Raw genomic sequence first — 13,678 nt, forward strand, 5'->3', positions numbered from 1 at the left:
CCGCCCTTGACGCCGAAGCTGGGACCGAGGGACGGTTCCCGGATGGCGAAACTGACCTTCTGACCGAGCTTCGCCAGAGCCTGGGAAAGCCCGACGGTGGTCGTGGTCTTTCCCTCCCCTGCCGGGGTGGGGGTGATGGCGGTGACGAGGATGAGCTTTCCGTCGGGGTTGTTCTTCACCCGCTCCCACACCGACGGGGAGATCTTGGCCTTGTATTTGCCGTAGAGTTCAAGGTCGTCCTCGCCTATTCCGAGTTTCTCGGCGATCCCGACGATGGGCCTGAGCTGCGCGCTCTGGGCAATCTCTATGTCGCTCGGTATTTTCATTGTGGTTCCTCCTTCGTCTGTCTTCCTTTGGGAAATTCTCGAAATATATATTACTCTACCGGTAAATAAATATCAATTGCGTCCCTTTCACCCAAATCCGCACCCCAGCGGGGAGCGTCACCGGTGCTCCCGCTGGGGTGCGGATTGTCGTCCGTGACAACTGCCCAGGCGAGTCCCGCGGCTCCCTGCGTTCGCCGGCTGCCTGCCTGTAAAACCGACATCCATGGCGGTTTCTCTCCCCTCAGACGCCCTCCTCCAGGGGATTCATCCGCAAAGAGCGCGGAGCGGGATCTCTTCGCCCCTGGGGGGGCGAATTCACCGTATGCCCGGCGACACTCCCTCTGCCTGAAAAGCCTGCTGATTTAGGTTTCAGATTCGCCGGGACGGATTCCCTGTCATCTCGGAAGGAACTTTCCCCTCCCCCTCCTGCCGAGAAACCGTCCGTCGGCATAGATGATCTCCCCCCGGGAGACGGTCTGCCATACCTTTCCCCTGACCTCCATCCCCTCGTAGGGGGAAAAGTCCACGTTCATTCTCAAGGCGCCCGCACGGATAGTCCAGGCATCCTCGGGGTCGAAGATGACCAGGTCTGCGTCGGAGCCGGGAAGGAGGCACCCTTTCTTTGGATACAGACCGTAGAGTTTCGCCGCCTGTTCCGATGTCACACGGACAAGGTCGCACAGGGAAAGCTTTTCCTTGAGCACCCCCTCCGAGTAGAGAAGGGGAAGGAGGGTCTCCACTCCAGGCAGGCCTCCGGGAAGGCGGTCGAAAGCTCCCTTCCATTCCTTCTGGGTCCTGGTGAAGGGGCAGTGGTCCGTGGCGGCGAAATCCACCGCGCCGGAAGCAAGGCCGCGCCAGAGCGCTTTGTTGTCATCAGGGGTCCTGAGGGCAGGCGTAGCGGAATAGAGGTGCCCCTGGGGCCCTTCGTAGACGCCTGATGTGAGCAGCAGGTACTGGGGGCAGGTCTCCGCCGTCATGGCAGCTCCCCTCGTTCGTGCCGCCTCCACTTCCGCGAGTCCGAGGGCGGAGCTGAGGTGGACGATGTGGCACCGCACGCCTGTCCTGGCGGCGATCCACGCAACGGAATTCACCGCCGAGCCCTCGCACAGGTCGGAGCGGACTTCCGCCACGGTTCCCATCCGCCCCCACGCCTCCTTGGAGAGAAGTGCGGCGGCGGCCTCGATCATACTGTCGTCCTCCGCGTGAACCAGAGCCACCCCGTCTCCTTCCGCTATCGCCCGAAAGGCATGGTAGAGGGGCCCAGTATCGGTTCTCCTTCCCGAAGCCCCGTAGGCCGTGAAAAACTTGAAACTTTTTATCCCCCGGGCCATGGCGTCAGCTATTTCAGCGGTTCGGCCCGGCCGCCAGCCGACAACTTCCCCGTGGAAGGAATAATCCACCACCGACGGGCGGGCGTCCTCGAGGCGGTTCCGCAGGTCTTCCGCCATGGTCCGCTCGGGAGCCCCCACGGTAAAATCGATCACGGCAGTCACGCCCCCACAGGCCGCGGCCACGGACCCGGAATAGAAATCGTCGCTCGACACGGCAGCGCCCACGGGAAGGGAAAAATGCACGTGGGGATCGATAATTCCGGGGAGAACCAGTTTTCCCGAGGCATCCGTCTCAGATTTTCCTTCCAGGCCGTCACCGAGGGCGGCGATTTTTTCCCCGAAAATCCCGATATCGGTGGCGAGAAGGGCCTCCGGTGTGACCACCGTCCCGCCCCTGATCACCAAGTCATACATTTCTGTCTCCTCCCGTCATTTTTCCTCCTTGAAATAAGCCGTCCCCAGCGAGGCCGGTACGTTGAACCGCTTCCTGGCGACGGTGGCCGCTATGGTGAGCATATAGGGAAGGGCGATGAGAAACTCGTTGGGCACCATCCGGATGCCCGATGTCTGGAGAGTGATGGCTGCGGCATCGGCGACCCCGAAGACCACCGCTCCGAGAAGAGCCCCCAGAGGATTCCAGTTCCCGAGAAAACAGAGGGCAAAGGCGATCCATCCCCGCCCTCCGATCATGTCATTGGAAAAAAGGCCGAGGTAGCCAATGGAATAGAATGCCCCCGCCAGACCGCTGAGCGCACTCGCCGCGAGAACGGCGCCGAACCGGACCCGCTCCACGGAGAGGCCCGCCGCGTCGACGGCCTCGGGGTCGGCTCCCGTCGACCTGAGAACCAGCCCGGTCCTGGTCCGGAAAAGTACCCACCACCCCAGGGGCATGGCTCCCCAGGCAAGGTAGGTGAGGATGTTCTGCCTGAAGAGCGCCGGGCCGAGGATCGGAATGCCTGACAGGAGCGGGACGGCCAGGGGGCGGAGAGGCTCCACCGTGAGAGGCAGCAGGGGAACGCCGAAGAGCACCCTGTAGAAAAAGATGCCTATTCCGGCAGCCAGTATGTTGAGAGCCACCCCCGTCACGATCTGGTGCTGTTTCAGGAAGACGGTGATCCAGCCGTAGAGAGCACCGACAACGACACCAGCGGCTATGGCGCCCAGGAAACCCGCCGCGAGGCTGCCCGTGATATAGGCTCCTGTAAATCCCGCCCAGGCGCCGAGGAGGAAAATTCCCTCGATGGCCATGTTCATGACCCCCGTCCGTTCGACGATCACTTCCCCGAGAGATCCGAGGAGGAGGGGGGTGCTCATCTGCACAGCCCGGACGAGGATTCCCTCGAGAATCACGGTTCTTTACCTCCCGAAGCGGCCCGCTTGCGGGCACCGGCCAGCTTCAGCCTGTGACGGAGATAGAAGGAAAGGATCACGTAGAGCATGACGAATCCCTCGAGAATGGCGATGATGCTCGATGGGACGGAGGACGTCTGGGTGACCAGCAGACCGCCCACCTTGAGAGCTCCGAACAGAAGGGCCGACAGCACAACACCGAAAGGATGGGCTCCGCCAAGGACGGCGATGCCGATGCCCTCGGCCCCCAGGAGAGGATTGAACCCCTGGACGACCATGTGTTGGACGCCGTTGACCTCGATGAAACCCGCCAGTCCGGCGAAGGCCCCGCTGAGAAGAAAAACGGAGACGAAAACGCTCTTTTCCCTGATACCGGCGAACCGTGCTGCGGCCCTGTTCCTGCCCACCGCCCTCATGCGGAAGCCCAAGGTCGTTTTCCAGAGAAGAATCCATGCCGCCCCTGCGGCGGCAAGGGCGAGGAAAAAGCCCCAGTGGAACCTGGTGCCGGGGAGAAAAGAAGGGATCCAGGCCGCCTCCGCGAGGACGTCCGTCTGGGGGTATTCCCCCTTGGCTTCCCTCAGGGGGCTTCGGACAAGGAAATCCATGACGGCCACCGCCACGTAGGTGGACATCATGCTGACGAGAAATTCGTTGGCGTTGAACCTGGCCTTGAAATAGCCCGTCATACTTCCCCACAGACCCCCTGCTGTCATGGACACGGCGGCGCACAAGGGAAGCAGCAGCCGGGAGGGCAGGAACGGGAAGAAAAGAGCGCAGGCCGCAGAGGCAACGGCGCCGAGGTAGAACTGGCCCTGGGCTCCGATGTTGAACAGCCCGGCCTGGAAGGCGAAAGCAAAGGCCAGGCCCGTCAAAATCAGGGGGGCAGCCTTGGCGAAGATGTCGGCGATATTGTAGATGTCCCTGAAAGCGAAGGAAAACAGGTCCAGGTATACAGCCACCGGGTTGTGCCCAAGGAAGAGCATGAGGGCTCCGGCGGAAGCGAGGCCGAGAACGACGGACAGGGCGGGGAAGAAAAGGGATGCAGGGATCCCGTCGGGATCGGTAAGCGATTCGTACAGAGGGGGTTTCTCCCGTTTTTTCTCCGTCACGATGGTTCCCCCTTTCCGCCGGCCATGAGCAGGCCGATCGTACGGAGGTCGGCGCTCTCCCCGGGGAAGATTCCGCGAATCTCGCCGCCGGTCATGACGGCGACCCTATCGGAAAGGCTCATGACTTCGGAAAGTTCCGTGGACACGAGGATAACGGCTCTGCCCGCGTCTCCGGCTGCAGTGAGCATCCGGTGAACGTGGGCTGCGGCCCCAAGGTCGAGGCCCCTGGTGGGCTGCACTGCGACAATGCATTTTCTGCCCGCCTCGATCTCACGGGCGGCCACCACTTTCTGCTGGTTGCCCCCCGACAGCGAGGCCGTCCGTATTCCCGGAAGGGGCGGTCTGATCCCGTACTCGCCGATGTGCCGCTCTGCGTTTTTCCGCATGGCGCCTTCCCGAAGAAAGCCGTTCCGGGAATAGGCGGCGAGGTTCTTCAGCACGAGGTTCTCTTCCACGGTCATATCGAGCACCAGGCCTTCCCTGTGTCTGTCTGCAGGAATGTACCCCACTCCGGCGCGAAAGACAGCCCCGGGATCCGCTCTTGGGAGGCTCCTTCCTTCGAGGAGAATGTCTCCCCTTTCCTGGCCGGCAAGACCGCAGACGCAGTCGGCCAGTTCCTCCTGTCCGTTTCCGCTCACTCCGGCGATGCCGAAGATCTCGCCGGCCCTGACGGTAAAAGAAACACCCCGGACGGCATGGTGCCCGCGGCTGTCCCTGACCCACAGGTCCCGGACTTCCAGCACGTTGTGCCCCGCAGGCCGGACCCTGGCCGTAGCGACAGGGGGGATGTCCTCTCCCACCATTCGGCCGGCAAGCTCCCTCTCGGTCACTTCACCCCGAAGGAAGGATCCGGCGTTTCTGCCGCCCCTCAGGACTTCTATGCGGTCTGCGATCTCCATGACTTCCCCGAGCTTGTGGGTGATGAAAAGGACGGTGTTTCCAGCAGCCCGGAATTCCCGGAGAAACCCGAAGAGGTTCTCTGTCTCTCCGGGGGTAAGGACGGCGGTGGGTTCGTCCATGACCAGGATGCTGACACTGCGGTACAGCGCTTTCAGAATTTCCGTCTTCTGCTGCATCCCTACCGAAAGATCCGCTACGACAGCGCAGGGATCGACTTCAAGGCCGTACCTCCTGCCCAGGTCCGCCAGTTCGGCGATGGCACCCTTCCGGCCTGTGGGACGGCCGGAGGAAGGATCCAGGCCGAGCACCACGTTCTCCCAGACCGTATGAACCGGAACGAGGGTAAAATGCTGGTGGATCATCCCGATACCGAGGGACAGAGCATCCTTCGGCGAACGTATCCTGACCTCCCTGCCGTTCACGAAAACGGTGCCGCTGTCCGGCCGGTACATGCCGTACAGTATTTTCATCAGCGTGGACTTGCCGGCACCGTTCTCGCCCAAAATGGCCAGAATTTCACCCCGGCCGGCGGAAAGGTTCACATTTGCGTTGGCGACCGCTCCGGGAAACACCTTTGTTATTCCCCTGAGGGAAAGGGCTTCATGCTGTGGGAATTTCATGATGTACCTCACCGGACAGAGTGCGCGAACTTCTGGAAATCGTTCGGACCCCGCGGCGTGTTTCGCCCGGCTCCGGATCAGGGCTTCTCCGGGTAACCGGAGAGGAAGAAGAGGACATGTCCATTTTTGACCGCTTCCTCCGCCGCCTTCACCGTTTCGCGGACTTCGGGGGGTATGTCGTCGGAGTAGGACACGTTAACTATGCCTTCGGCGATGCCGGCTTCGTTGACCACTGGTTTCAGCGTGCCGTCGAGATATTTATTCACCGCCCAGGTATACATGGAGGCGAAGTCGAAATACACACTCGCCGCCACTGTTCCGGGGGCTGCGTTGTTCTGGTCGCTGGCGAAGCCGATATACTTTACACCTTTCTCCTTCGCCGCCTGGATGGCGCCGAGACCGACCTGGTTCGCGTAGAAGAAAAGTACGTCCGCTCCTCCGTCGATCATGGAGCTCGCCATCTGTTTCCCAAGGGCCACGTCGCTCCAGGAGTTGGCATAGGCTCTGGCGACCCTCAGGTCGCTCCGGCCGACTCTGGCGGCCCATTCAAAGGTATTCAGCAGCCGGATCATCAGCTTGTTCGGGAACCCTCCCGCAACGCCGATCTTCCCGGACCTGGTGATGTGCCCTGCGATGATTCCCGCGAGGAAGCTCGCTTCGTACTCCTTGGGAAGGATGGGCATGACGTTCGGTTCGGCAGCGGCCATTCCGTTCACCACACAGAAAACGGTTTTGGGATACTTGGGCGCCACCCTGGAGGCGGGTTCGTCAAACTGGGTACCGGCGGCCATGATCAGGTCATATCCCCGTTCAGCGTAATTCCTGAAGGTAGACTCGTAATCGCTTGCCTGGACGTTCTCCACGTATTCCATCTTCGTGCCGAGGGTCTTGTTCACCGCTTGGAGCCCGGCGTAGTTCGTGGCGTTCCAGCTTTGGTCGTTGATCGGCCCGGGGAGGATCAGCACCATCTTGTGTTCCCCGGGAGCCTTCGCAAAAGCAGGCACCTCATGGAAAATCCCCGCCGACGCCATTGCCGCGATCACTGCCAACAGAATGAACCGCTTCATCCTTAACCCTCCTTGACGATAATGATGATGGTAGTTTTCAGCAGGAGTATAGCACGAAGAAAAACGGAGGATGCCCTGTGTTTCCGGGCATCCTTTTCGAAAAAACGTTCTTTACCTTCCGCCCATGGTGAGAGCCATTACGGCCTTTGCGGTGTGGAGCCTGTTCTCCGCCTCGTCGTAGATGACGGAGTGGGGGCCGTCGATGACCGGGTCTTCCACTTCGTTCACCCTGTCGGCCGGGAGGGCGTGCATGTACAGGGAATACTTGTCGGTGAGAGCCATACGCTCCTCGGTGCATTTCCAGTGCCGGTTGGCCTCGAGGGTGCTGTCGATGACCGCCTTGCTTTCGTTCGTCACCCAGTTGCCCCAGTTCTTGGGAATGACCACATCGGCACCCCGGTAGGCTTCTTCCTGGTCGTTGGTGATCCGGAAGGTTCCGCCGTTCTCAAGGGCGTTCTTCTTCGCCTGCTCGATGACCCAGTCGGGCATCTCGTAACCCTTCGGGTAGGCCAGGGTGACTTCCATGCCGTACCTGGGGAACAGGAGGGCCTGAGTGAGAGGTACGGAGATGGGCTTTTTGTGGGTGGTGGCGTAGGCCCAGATGACTGAGACCTTGAGGCCCCGGACGTTCTTCCCCCGCTTCTCCTGGATGGTCATGAGGTCGGCGATGCCCTGCAGGGGGTGGTACAGGTCGTCCTGCATGTTGATGATGGGGACGGGAGACCACTTGGCCATCTCCCGGAGGTAGGCGTTCCCTTCCTTCCAGAAGCAGTTCCGGCACGCGATGGCGTGACCCATGCGGGACAGGATGATGGCCGTGTCTTTCGGCACTTCGCCATGGGCGATCTGCATGTTGCTGGTGTCCAGGAAGTGGGCGTGGCCGCCCAGCTGGGTTATTCCCGCCTCCATGGAGTTCCTGGTCCTGGTGGACTGCTCGAAGAACATGAGAAACACGGTCTTGTTGGGCAGGTAGTTCGTCGGCCTGTCAAGGGCGAACTGCATCTTCAAGTCGTAGGAAACGTCGAGAAGGGTGTCGATTTCCTCCTTCGTCCACTCCTGGAGGGTGATGAAATGTTTCCCCCGGAAAAGCGTCTGCATGATTCTCTCTCCTCCTTGAATACCCGTTCTAGCGGGCGTGTTTTTCCGCATAGATGGAAGGGACCACCGCGTAGAGTGCGGCGGCCTTCACCAGCTCGTCCTTCCATGTACGTTCGTTGGGGGCGTGGGCCTGGTCCTCGTGTCCCGGGCCGAAGCCTACGCAGGGAATGCCGAACCTTCCCATGATGGAGACGCCGTTCGTGGAGAAGGTCCACTTGTCCACCAGGGGCTCCGATCGGAACAGTTCCCGGTAGCCTTCCACGAGAGTGCGGCAGGCCGGATGATCCTCCTCGAGCACCCACGTGGGGAAGAAGCATTCCGTGGGATAGACGAGGCCGGTCCAGGAAGGACAGTCGTAGGTGTACATGGAGACTTCCGCCCCGGCGGCCTTGACTGCCGGGAGGTTCCGTATCTCCTGGAGGGCCTTTTCCCAGGTCTCCCCGTGGGTCAGCCGCCGGTCCACGGATATGGAGCACCCGTCCGCCACGGCGCACCTCGAGGGAGAGCTGAAAAAGATTTCCGATACGGTCAGGCTCCCCTTGCCAAGGAAGGGATCATAATGGAGATTTTCATGAAGGGCGCGGAGCTCCTGCAGGATGGGGGCCATCTTGTAGATGGCATTGTCCCCCCGCTCGGGGGCGGAGCCGTGGCAGGAAATCCCCCTTGCGCTCACCTTTATTTCCATGCGCCCCCGGTGTCCCCTGTAGATGTTGCACGACGTGGGCTCGGTGAGCACCACAAACTCCGGACGGTACTTGTCCTCGTTGATGATGTACTGCCAGCAGAGACCGTCGCAGTCCTCCTCCTGGACCGATCCCACCACCATGAGGGTGAAATCCCCCGAGAGGGCGAGGTCTTTTATTATCTTCCCTCCGTAGACCATAGAGGCCATGCCGCCCTCCTGGTCGCTGGCCCCCCTGCCGACAATGATCTCGTCGTCCTCGTATCCTTCGTAGGGGTCATACTGCCAGAGGGAGCGGTCGCCGATACCCACGGTATCGATATGGGCATCGAGGGCCACAAGGTGTTTTCCCGTCCCGATGAAGCCCAGGACGTTTCCCATGGGGTCGATCTCCACACGGTCGTACCCGCAGACCTCCATCTCCTCCTTGATCCGGCAAATCACTTCCTTCTCACCGCAGCTTCCGCTGGGTAGGGCGATCATGTCCCGAAGGAAACGGGATATTTTGGGTCTGTACTCTTCCGCCTTGCTTAGTACCTTCTCGAAAGGAATCATGGAATACCTTCTTTCATACAAATGATCGTGTTTCCCGATGTCAATGGACCATACCCATCAGCCTGGGAAGGAAAAGGGGTATCTCAGGCACCACGGTGATGAGCAGGAGAACCGCGAGCACCACCAGGATGAAGGGAAAAATTTCCCTGCTCAGCTGCTCGATGGTCAGCTTGCTTATGCCGCAGGCAACGAAAAGGCACGCACCCACCGGCGGCGTCATAAGGGCAATGTTCAGCGCCAGCACCATGATGATGCCGAAGTGAAGAGGGTGGAAGCCGATCTTCACCGCCAGGGGGTGCAGGATGGGACCAAGGATGATGAGTGCCGCCGCGATGTCCATGAACATGCCGATGAAAAGCAGCAGCACCAGGATCATGCCCATGACCACCCATTTATTGGTGCTCACGCTGAGCATGAGGGCCGCCACTTTCTCGGGAATCTGTTCGATGGTAAGTACCCATCCGAGAATGGACGCGGCCGCGATGACGAGGAAGACCACGCCCGTAGTGCGGGCCATCTTCATGAATATGGGCCACATGTCCCCAAGGGTCAGGTTCCTGTAGACGAAAAACCCGAGGACCATGGAGTAGGCTACCGCAACAGCCGCCGCCTCGGTAGGCGTGAAGATGCCCGAAAGTATTCCGCCGAGAATGATGGCGGGCATGAGGAGCGCTACGAGAGCCTCCTTGAACGCAAGAGCCATTTCCTTCAGAGTAGCCCTCCGGGATCCTACGGGATATCCTCTCTTCTTTGATATGCGGGCGGTCAGGAACATGAGCGCCACCGCCACGAGCAGGCCAGGCACTATTCCCGCCAGGAAAAGGCCGGCGATGGAGACTTGCATGAAGGCTCCGTAGATCACCATGATGTTCGACGGCGGTATGGTGGGGCCGATGATCGACGACGACGCCGTGACCGCGGCGGAAAAGTCCTTGTCGTACCCTTCGTCCACCATGGCGGGGATGAGCATGGATCCGATGGCGGCGGTGTCGCTCACTGCCGCTCCCGTGATTCCGGCGAAGAACACCGAGGCCAGGATATTGGCATGGGCGAGACCGCCCTGAAGGTGTCCGACGAGGACATTGCTGAACTTCACGAGACGGGAAGTGATGCCCGTCTTGTTCATTATCTCCCCGGCCAGGATGAAGAAGGGCATGGCCATGAGGGTAAACATGTCCACCCCGGCGAAATATCGCTGGGGAACGAGCTGGAGCACCGAGGGAAGCTCCATCTTCAGCATTGCGGCGAGGCCGCTGACGCCGAGCACGAAGCCGATGGGCATGCCCACGGCGATGAGAATCAGAAAGGTGACTGAAATGAACCCGGTCATCGCGGCTTCGCCTCTTTCAGGGGGACATCGCCGAAGTCGAGCCCTTCCTCCCGCTTCACGGTGTCGATAATATCCTCAGACATGAGCATTTCGTCGATGTTTTTTCTCCTGACGTCAAGAACCATCTTGCACGAAAGCATGATCATGCATAGCAGGGCGCTGACGGGGACCGCCATGAGCCACCATTCCATGGACGTATCGAGGGCCGTGGAGAGCTGCGCCTTTCCTCCCTCGGCCATCCGGAAGCCGTACCGTGTGAGAACGAGGAGGAAATACATCACCAGGCCGTTCGAGACGAAAATCAGTGTTTTGGCGACCGTCCGTGGTAATTTTTTTATCGCCATGGTTACCCCCACGTGTTCGTGACGCCAGACGCAGAGCGCCACGGAAAGCAGGGCCATCCAGATCATGAGGTACCGGGACAGCTCCTCTGACCACCCGAGGGGGTCGCGGACCACGTAGCGGAAGAAGACCCCGAGGAGCACGATGGCGGTCATGAGGATGGAGAGGATGAACACAGGCAGTTCGATCATCCTCTCCAGTCCGTTCCCCACTTTCCTTGCGAGGAGAAAAATTCCCCTTTCCTCACTGTTCGCCCCGTCGGGACTGTTCGTAATCATAAAACTCCCCGGGGAGGAAAAGCAGGGCCGGAGCCCTACTTTTCCTCCTTCATGGCGGCTTCGACGGCGTCGAGGTACATCCGGGCAAGGGCTACGCCTTCATCCTTGTAGGTTTCCCGGATGAAGGCAAGGGCGGATTCCCGGCCGATCTTCCGGAATTCCTCGAGAGCCTCGGGGGTGGGAGTGTTGATCTCCATGCCCGCCTCTGCAAGGGCGGGGAGGCCTCTCTCGGAGGATTCGATGATCCTGTTCAGTCCGCGGCCGGCCACAATGGCCGTCCGCGCGGCGGAGTCCACGATGGACCGTTCCTTCTCGGTCAGCCCGGCATAAAAGTCCTTGTTCATGACCCAGCAGTAGGAGCTGTAGAGATGGTTGGTGAGGGTGAGATATTTCTGCACTTCGAAGAGCTTCCCGGTCAGGACGATGGGGATGGGGTTATGCTGGCCGTCCACCACACCCGTCTGGAGGGCGGTGTACACCTCGGCCCATGCCACGGGGGTAGCGGCTGCGCCGTAGGCCTTCATGAGATTCTGGTGCGAAGGAAGGGTCATGGTGCGCATCTTGAGGCCCTTCATGTCGGCTACTGTTTTGATGGGCCGCCTGCTGTTGGAGAGCTGGAAGAAACCGCCCGCTTCGCCGTAGCCGAGCACTTTGAAGCCGGCCTTGTTTTCGATTTCGGAGGCGAGATGCCGGCCGAAGGGACCGTCATAGACTTTCCAGGCTACATCGTAGTTGGGAATGGCGAAAGGAATGTCCACGGTGCTGTAAAGGGGGTAGAACGCGGCCATGCCGCCGGCGGAGGCGATGTAGCTCTGAACCACGCCGACCTTGACCTGCTCCATGGTTTCCCGTTCGTTGCCGAGCTGCCCGGCAGGGAAAATGTCCACTTTCAGGGACCCGTTGCTCTCCGCTTCGACCATGCTCTTGAAGACGGCCGCCATGGCTGCGGTGGCCACTTCGAAGGGCTGCTGGGGGTTCAGATGGGCCAGCTTGATGGTCTTCGGGGCCGCGAAGGCCGCCGCTGAGGTCGCCACGATACAGATCGCGAGAAACAGTATCCCGAGCTTTTTCATTTTGTTCTCCTCCCTTTGTTTGACAATGAACTCTCCATTTCATCTCTTCCGCCACGGTGCGCATTGTCCGGCCCCCCGGGCCGTCATGGAACAGGGAACAGGCGTCAAACCACCACACTTTCCTTCCGGCGGGAGAGGCTACAGCAATCCCGTCAGGCGATTGAACTCCTCGATTTTTTCGTCGATTTTGTCCGCCATGGTGTGGATGCCGCCCCAGTACTCCTCGGCGTCATACCACTGGGCGTTGAGCTCGTCCGAGGTTTTGCCCTGCTGCTCCACCCAGGTATAGTACTTCAGGTTGTGGATCCGTCTTCTCTCGGCATAGGTCAGCTCGAGAAGACCGTCGGTGCGCACGCCGAGAACATGGCGGGCGTGGCCTGCGGCCGCGTCCATGTCCGTGTAGGGGCCGTGCTCCTCCTCCATCTCCTTCAACCGGGAACCGTACATCTCCATGGAATCGGTGAAGACGGTGAGGATGACGTCTTTCGACGTCAGCTCGTAATACTTCGCCATCTTCACGGCCATGAGAACATTGGCCGCACCGGAGATGCCCATGAGGGGAAGCCGGTCAATGAATTCATCCGTCAGTCCCAGAGACCGGAGATACTTCTTTCCGGCGGGCTCGTTGCAGAGCCGGATGAACCCCATGCAGTCCTCGTCGTCGACGGCCATGACCATGTCGGTGTTCTTCACGTTGTGAACCCAGGGGACATGCTTGTCGCCGATGCCTTCGATCCTGTGGGCTCCGAAGCCGTTCTCCAGCAGGGTGGGACACTGGAGGGCCTCACCGACGGCCACTTTGCTTCCGGGGAAAATCTCCTTCAGATAGTCTCCGCAGGCTGTGGTCCCGGCGGACCCTGACGTGACGGCCACGCCGGCATACCTGTCTCCCGGCCTCATAATCTCGCGGAGAACCTCTTCCATGGCGTGTCCCGTCACCTCGTAGTGCCAGAGGTGGTTGCCCATTTCGTCAAACTGGTTGAACACGACGATATTGTCCCTGGTCTTCCGAAGCTCCCAGACCTTGTCGTAAATTTCCTTGACGTTGCTCTCCGTCCCGGGGGTGGCGATGATCTCTCCCGCCACCGTTTCGAGCCAGTCAAAACGCTCGCGGCTCATACCCTCGGGAAGGATGGCGATGGATTCGCAGCCCAGGAGCTGGGCGTTGTAGGCCCCGCCCCGGCAGTAGTTCCCGGTGGAGGGCCAGACGGCCTTCTGGCGGAGGGGATCGAACTGCCCCGTCACCAGGCGGGGGGCCAGGCATCCGAAGCTCGCTCCCACCTTGTGGGCTCCCGTGGGGAACCACTTGCCCACGATGGCGATAATCCGGGCGTCAACCCCGGTGAGGGCCGGAGGCAGCTCGATGTAGTTCACTCCGCCGAACAGTCCGCCGGATTTCACCGGCTGGTTTTTCCAGGTGATCCTGAAGAGGTTTGCCGAATCCACGTCCCACAGCCCCGTCTTTTTCAGCTTCTCCTTCACGGAGGCGGGGGTATGGGTCTCAGGATCCTTCATCTGTTTGAACGTGGGGATGACGATGTTCCGTTTCCTCGCCACCTCGACGGCGTGCTTCAGTCCTTCTTCATGAATGGTGAGGTCGATTCCGTATTTCATGGC

The 13,678-nt window shown here is 60.4% G+C and carries 12 protein-coding genes; all 12 read right to left on the reverse strand.

Annotated features, from left to right (window positions below):
- Positions 1-320: formate--tetrahydrofolate ligase (locus JMJ95_RS10270; RefSeq protein ID WP_367153795.1), on the reverse strand; the 320-nt coding region annotated here is incomplete at its 3' end.
- Positions 321-721: 401 nt separating this feature from the next.
- Complete coding sequence (gene hydA / locus JMJ95_RS10275) at positions 722-2,071, reverse strand: dihydropyrimidinase (protein WP_290685062.1); 1,350 nt, start codon at positions 2,069-2,071, stop codon at positions 722-724.
- Between the two features lie 15 nt (positions 2,072-2,086).
- On the reverse strand, positions 2,087-3,007 hold the full coding sequence (locus JMJ95_RS10280; RefSeq protein WP_290685063.1) for an ABC transporter permease: 921 nt from the start codon (positions 3,005-3,007) through the stop codon (positions 2,087-2,089).
- Positions 3,004-4,116, reverse strand: coding sequence for an ABC transporter permease (locus tag JMJ95_RS10285; RefSeq protein ID WP_290685065.1), 1,113 nt, complete (start codon positions 4,114-4,116; stop codon positions 3,004-3,006). The genes JMJ95_RS10280 and JMJ95_RS10285 overlap by 4 nt, the downstream gene beginning before the upstream one ends.
- On the reverse strand, positions 4,113-5,636 hold the full coding sequence (locus JMJ95_RS10290) for an ABC transporter ATP-binding protein (protein WP_290685066.1): 1,524 nt from the start codon (positions 5,634-5,636) through the stop codon (positions 4,113-4,115). The genes JMJ95_RS10285 and JMJ95_RS10290 overlap by 4 nt, the downstream gene beginning before the upstream one ends.
- Positions 5,637-5,713: 77 nt before the next feature.
- Positions 5,714-6,703 carry a BMP family protein gene (locus JMJ95_RS10295; RefSeq protein WP_290685067.1) on the reverse strand — a complete coding sequence of 330 codons (990 nt, stop codon included), beginning with the start codon at positions 6,701-6,703 and terminating at the stop codon, positions 5,714-5,716.
- A 111-nt stretch (positions 6,704-6,814) separates the two neighbouring features.
- Positions 6,815-7,801 carry an ornithine carbamoyltransferase gene (locus JMJ95_RS10300; protein ID WP_290685069.1) on the reverse strand — a complete coding sequence of 329 codons (987 nt, stop codon included), beginning with the start codon at positions 7,799-7,801 and terminating at the stop codon, positions 6,815-6,817.
- Positions 7,802-7,829: 28 nt separating this feature from the next.
- Entirely contained in the window at positions 7,830-9,038 is a 1,209-nt protein-coding gene (locus JMJ95_RS10305; protein WP_290685070.1) for a YgeY family selenium metabolism-linked hydrolase, read from the reverse strand.
- Positions 9,039-9,078: 40 nt separating this feature from the next.
- Positions 9,079-10,368 (reverse strand): TRAP transporter large permease, encoded by a 1,290-nt coding sequence (locus JMJ95_RS10310; protein WP_290685072.1) that lies wholly within the window; start codon positions 10,366-10,368, stop codon positions 9,079-9,081.
- On the reverse strand, positions 10,365-10,988 hold the full coding sequence (locus JMJ95_RS10315) for a TRAP transporter small permease (protein ID WP_290685074.1): 624 nt from the start codon (positions 10,986-10,988) through the stop codon (positions 10,365-10,367). The genes JMJ95_RS10310 and JMJ95_RS10315 overlap by 4 nt, the downstream gene beginning before the upstream one ends.
- A gap of 35 nt (positions 10,989-11,023) precedes the next feature.
- Positions 11,024-12,061 (reverse strand): DctP family TRAP transporter solute-binding subunit, encoded by a 1,038-nt coding sequence (locus tag JMJ95_RS10320; RefSeq protein WP_290685075.1) that lies wholly within the window; start codon positions 12,059-12,061, stop codon positions 11,024-11,026.
- 138 nt (positions 12,062-12,199) lie between these two features.
- Entirely contained in the window at positions 12,200-13,675 is a 1,476-nt protein-coding gene (locus JMJ95_RS10325; protein WP_290685076.1) for a pyridoxal-phosphate dependent enzyme, read from the reverse strand.
- Between the last annotated feature and the right edge of the window lie 3 nt (positions 13,676-13,678).

Source organism: Aminivibrio sp., assembly GCF_016756745.1.
Classification (GTDB): domain Bacteria; phylum Synergistota; class Synergistia; order Synergistales; family Aminobacteriaceae; genus Aminivibrio.

Excerpts from the sequence above, each read along its gene's own strand:
- JMJ95_RS10310 (WP_290685072.1), bottom strand. The coding sequence starts at position 10,368 with ATGACCGGGTTCATTTCAGTCACCTTTCTGATTCTCATCGCCGTGGGC.
- JMJ95_RS10305 (WP_290685070.1), bottom strand. The coding sequence starts at position 9,038 with ATGATTCCTTTCGAGAAGGTACTAAGCAAGGCGGAAGAGTACAGACCC.
- JMJ95_RS10295 (WP_290685067.1), bottom strand. The coding sequence starts at position 6,703 with ATGAAGCGGTTCATTCTGTTGGCAGTGATCGCGGCAATGGCGTCGGCG.
- JMJ95_RS10300 (WP_290685069.1), bottom strand. The coding sequence starts at position 7,801 with ATGCAGACGCTTTTCCGGGGGAAACATTTCATCACCCTCCAGGAGTGG.
- JMJ95_RS10325 (WP_290685076.1), bottom strand. The coding sequence starts at position 13,675 with ATGAAATACGGAATCGACCTCACCATTCATGAAGAAGGACTGAAGCAC.
- JMJ95_RS10315 (WP_290685074.1), bottom strand. The coding sequence starts at position 10,988 with ATGATTACGAACAGTCCCGACGGGGCGAACAGTGAGGAAAGGGGAATT.
- JMJ95_RS10290 (WP_290685066.1), bottom strand. The coding sequence starts at position 5,636 with ATGAAATTCCCACAGCATGAAGCCCTTTCCCTCAGGGGAATAACAAAG.
- hydA (WP_290685062.1), bottom strand. The coding sequence starts at position 2,071 with ATGTATGACTTGGTGATCAGGGGCGGGACGGTGGTCACACCGGAGGCC.
- JMJ95_RS10320 (WP_290685075.1), bottom strand. The coding sequence starts at position 12,061 with ATGAAAAAGCTCGGGATACTGTTTCTCGCGATCTGTATCGTGGCGACC.